General features: G+C 68.3%; 3 protein-coding genes and 1 pseudogene. 2 read left to right on the forward strand and 2 right to left on the reverse strand.

Annotated features, from left to right (window positions below):
* Positions 1–26: 26 nt before the first annotated feature.
* The gene (gene tyrS / locus JCO01S_RS15165) at positions 27–1,295 is read right to left on the reverse strand and encodes a tyrosine--tRNA ligase (RefSeq protein WP_068257657.1); all 1,269 of its coding nucleotides are present in this window, start codon (positions 1,293–1,295) and stop codon (positions 27–29) included.
* A gap of 184 nt (positions 1,296–1,479) precedes the next feature.
* On the opposite strand from tyrS, the gene JCO01S_RS15565 reads away from it, so the two are divergent.
* Positions 1,480–1,695: a (2Fe-2S)-binding protein gene (locus JCO01S_RS15565; protein ID WP_281189250.1), complete on the forward strand. Its 216-nt coding sequence runs from the start codon at positions 1,480–1,482 to the stop codon at positions 1,693–1,695.
* A complete protein-coding gene (gene bfr, locus JCO01S_RS15175; RefSeq protein WP_068257663.1) occupies positions 1,682–2,170 on the forward strand; it encodes a bacterioferritin in 489 nt (162 codons plus the stop codon). The genes JCO01S_RS15565 and bfr overlap by 14 nt, the downstream gene beginning before the upstream one ends.
* A gap of 2 nt (positions 2,171–2,172) precedes the next feature.
* On the opposite strand, the pseudogene JCO01S_RS16320 reads toward bfr, so the two are convergent.
* Positions 2,173–2,322, reverse strand: a pseudogene (locus tag JCO01S_RS16320) (DNA-3-methyladenine glycosylase); the annotation flags it as partial.

The raw sequence follows: 2,322 nt of genomic DNA on the forward strand, positions 1-2,322 counted from the left end.
GGGTCTCCCCGACTGCTGTTCGTCGCTCAGCTCGCGCGTGCTGCGGCCTGGTTCTTCCGGCCGCGGCGCAGCACGGCGACGCGGCCGTACAGGTAGTCCTCGGTTGCGAGGACACGGTCCTCCTCATGGATCCTGGTGCCGTTGACCGCGACCGATCCCTCGCCGATGGCCCGGCGGCCGGCCTTCTTGGAGTCCACGAGTCCGGTGGCGACGAGGGCGTCGAGCAGACCGGTGCCTGCCGGCACGTCCGCTCCCGGTAGCTCCGCCGTCGCATCGAGCAGGGTCGCCTCGTCCAGCGCGGTCACGTCCCCCTTGCCGAAGAGGGCCTGCGATGCGGCCTCCACCGAGGCCGTCGCAGCCTTCCCGTGCACGAGGGTCGTCATGTCGCCGGCGAGCGCCCGTTGGGCCGCACGCCGGTGTGGCTCCGTCCGGACCTGCCGCTCGAGCTCCTCGATCTCCTCCTGACCGCGATCGGTGAAGATCTTCACGAGCTTGATGACCGAGGCGTCCTCGATGCCCAGGAAGTACTGGTAGAAGGCGTACGGGCTGGTCATGTCGGCCGAGAGCCAGATGGCATTGCCCTCGGACTTGCCGTACTTGACCCCACCCGAGTCGGTGAGCAGCGGCGAGGTCATCGCGTGGACCGAAGCACCCTCGGCCCGGTGGACGAGGTCCACTCCCGCGGTGAGGTTGCCCCACTGGTCCGAGCCGCCGACCTGCAGCGTGCACCCGTGCATCCGGTACAGCTCCAGGTAGTCCAGTGCCTGCAGCAGCTGGTAGCTGAACTCGGTGTAGGAGATCCCGTCCTGGCTCTCGAGCCGGGCCGCGATGGCGTCCTTGCGGATCATCTGGTTGACCCGGAAGTGCTTGCCCACGTCGCGCAGGAAGTCCAGGGCACTCAGCGGCCCGGTCCACTCCAGGTTGTCCACGAGGATCGCGGGGTGCTCGACCTCTGCCCCCTCGAAGTCCAGGAAGGGCCGGACGAGCTCCTTGATCCGCGCGACATTCGCCGCGGTCGCCTCCCTCGTGCGCAGCTGGCGCTCACTCGTGGGCTTGGGGTCCCCGATCAGCCCGGTCGACCCGCCGACGAGGCAGATGACCCGGTGCCCGGCCCGCTGCAGCCGGCGCAGCGTGACGAGCTGGACGAAGTTGCCGAAGTGAAGCGAGGGCGCCGTGGGGTCGAATCCGCAGTAGACGGTGACCGGGCCGTCGGCCAGGGCCGCCCGCAGCTCCTCGAGGTCGGTCGTCTGGGCGACCGCTCCCCGCCACTGGAGCTCATCGAGGATGTCGCTCACGTCTCTTCCCTCTCCTTGACTCCGATGGGCGCTCGTGCCCGGACCAACCTTGCCATGCAGCACTCCGCACGTCGTGAGGCGCACCGGGGACCGCCATGCGGAACGCCCCGTGACTTTGCCGGATCGGTGTGGGTAAGGTGTGCCTCACCTCAAGAACGTCGTGGGATCGGAGAGAAACGTGATCGTGTGCCACTGCGCCGTGGTCGGCGACAAGCAGATCGTCGCCTCGGTCGAAGCGGGGGCCACCTGCCTCTCCCAGGTCTGCGCCAGTACCGGAGCCGGACGCGACTGCGGCTCCTGTGTCTTCTCCGTGCGCCGCATCATCTGCGAGACTGTGGAGTCCGAGGCCATCTCGGATCCTGTCCACACTCTCGCGGAGGCGGAACGTGAAGCCAGTTGACCCTAGGGTCGTCACCCTTCTGAACGAAGCACTGACCATCGAGCTCACCGTCGTCAACGGGTACTTCCTGAACGCACGGATGCTCGACAACTGGGGCATGCCCCGCCTCGGGAAGGTCTTCTACGACCTGTCGATCGGCGAGATGAAGGACGCCGACGAGCTTATCGAGCGGATCCTCATGTTCGACGGGCACCCCAATGTGCAGAAGCTGAACAACATCCAGGTCGGGGAGAACGCGATCGAGATCCTCGAGCTGGCCCTCGACAGCGAGCTGCACGCGATCCGCACCTTCAACTCCGCGGCCAAGGAGTGCCACGACCTCGGCGACCACGCGACGGCGAACGTCTTCGAGCAGATGGCCCTCGACGAGGAGCGCCACGGCGACTGGTTCGAGGCCCAGCTGGACGCCTCGAAGCGGGTGGGCATGGAGCAGTACCTGGCCCAGCAGGTCGACGTCTCGGTCAACCCCGCCTGATCTCAGCGCCGGCGCGGGCGGCCCGGCCGATAGGCCGAGACGCTGCGGTCGCCGTCGATCCAGAACCGCCACGGGAAGTGCGCGCCGTCCCCACCGGGACCCGACACCCCCACCCTCGGGCCGGTCCGGACCAGCTGGTCCGGGACCGGCCC

Source organism: Janibacter corallicola NBRC 107790, from assembly GCF_001570965.1.
In the GTDB taxonomy this organism is placed as follows: Bacteria; Actinomycetota; Actinomycetes; order Actinomycetales; family Dermatophilaceae; genus Janibacter; species Janibacter corallicola.